The 1,703-nt window shown below is 69.6% G+C and carries 2 protein-coding genes; both read right to left on the reverse strand.

Going from position 1 to position 1,703, the window contains the following annotated elements:
- Nucleotides 1–127 precede the first annotated feature (127 nt).
- Nucleotides 128–685: a DoxX family membrane protein gene (locus tag Q0066_RS01760; RefSeq protein ID WP_298129458.1), complete on the reverse strand. Its 558-nt coding sequence runs from the start codon at nt 683–685 to the stop codon at nt 128–130.
- A 191-nt stretch (nt 686–876) separates the two neighbouring features.
- The coding region (locus Q0066_RS01765) for a glycosyltransferase family 2 protein (RefSeq protein ID WP_298129459.1) at nt 877–1,703 on the reverse strand (827 nt) is incomplete at its 5' end.

The following is a 1,703-nucleotide window of genomic DNA, read 5'->3' on the forward strand; positions in this document are numbered from 1 at the left end:
GGCGCGTCGGTCGCGGTTTCCCCACCCGGTGTGCGCGGTCGCCCGCCCCACCCCCCCCCCCCCCCCCCCCCCCTCGCCCCACCCGGCCCGGCGCCCGATCTGGATCGATTCCAGGAAAGGTGAGGTGCTAGATCAGCCAGCGGTTGCCGCGAACCAGCGGCAGGTTACGCCAGGCGTTCCCCAGCCCGAGATAGCGGCCCGAGTCGAAGGCCAGCACCGACAGTGCGGCGGTCGCATAGAACAGGTGCTGGTCGAGGAACGGGTTGTACTCCAGCGGCAGTGAGGCGAACCAGAGGTTGAGCATCAGCACCCCGCCGCCGATCGCGGCGATCCGGGTGCCGACACCGAGCAGCAGCGCCAGCCCGGCGCCGACGGTGGCCAACAGGAACAGCGCGTCGGCCACCGGATTCCCGGCGAGAGGCTTGAGCAGCGCCGCGGCGAGCGCGTCGTCCTGCAGTCCGTGGAGCAGGAAGCCCTTCGTCGGGGAGACCCCGGCGAGAACGGACTGCTCCGGTGAGGTGGCGAAGCCGAGGCCGAACACCTTGTCGATCCCCGACCAGAACAGCGCCCAGCCGAAGCCCAGGCGCAGCATGCCGAGGCTGACCTGCTGCAGCGGAAGGAGTGTGGACGTCGAATTCGAGGGCGGGGCGTGGGATTCGGAACGGTTGAGAGAGGTTGTGGACATGGGGGTCTCCTGAGATGAGGGAATGAAGGCCACGCATGCCTGAATGGGCAGCATAAGGACGGCCAGAGAGAGTGCCTCGTCTCGCAACCCGCGGGGACGCCGACGATCCCGGACGCCGTGGTTCGGCGTCCGTTGCCTGACCGCCGGCCGCTCCCACGGGGTTGCCCAGGGAGTGGCCGGCGAGTCGTGGACTAGCCTGCGACCCGGTGTGGGCTGCGGAAGGCGGGGACGCCACTCGGCCGCTGCACCGGCCTGGTGGAGAAGCGGGCGGTGGCACCGAGGTGCCGGGTGCCCGAACGGAGGATCCGCAGCCGGCGGAACTCGGCATCGATCGTCCGCAGCACCCGCATGCCGTCGGGCAGCGCCCGCAGGTTGGAGGTGCCGTGGATCCGGTCGTGCTCGTAGCTGGGGATCTCCAGAATGGTCAGCCGGGCGGCGGCGGCCCGGCAGTTCAACAGGGTCTCGATCTCGAATCCGTCGCCCCAGCGAGTGCCGCCGGCCTCGGGGTCGGGAAGGTCGAACACGTCCAGCACGTCGCGCCAGAACGCGTTGTAGCCGTAGCAGAGATCGGTGTAGCGGGTACGGAACAGGGTGTTGACCAAACCGGTCAGAGCACGGTTGCCCAATGCCCGGGTGGCGGTCAGGTCGGCGGAGCCGCCGCCGTGCAGCATGCGACTGCCCTTGACGAAATCAGCTCCGCTGAGCAGCGCGGCGACCATCAGGGGGATCTCCCGGGCGTCGGCCGAGCCGTCGGCGTCGAACATCACCACGATGTCGCCGGTCGCTGCCGCGAACCCGCAGGCCAGGGCGTTCCCCTTGCCTGTGCGGGTCTGTTGCATGACGCGCACCGACGGCATCACCCGTTGGGCGGTCTCCACGGTGCCATCGGTCGACCCCCCGTCGACGATGATCACCTCGTGCGCGTCCGGCAGGGTGGGCAGGACCCGTTCGAGGTTGGGTGCCTCATTGAAGGTCGGCACGATGATGCTGACCCGAGGGTGGGTGGGAACGGTGCGTA

This window comes from Micropruina sp. (assembly GCF_027492755.1).
Classification (GTDB): Bacteria; Actinomycetota; Actinomycetes; order Propionibacteriales; family Propionibacteriaceae; genus Micropruina.

What these genes read in the sequence shown, in the direction of transcription:
- Q0066_RS01760 (WP_298129458.1), bottom strand. Translation starts at nt 685, where the DNA reads ATGTCCACAACCTCTCTCAACCGTTCCGAATCCCACGCCCCGCCCTCG.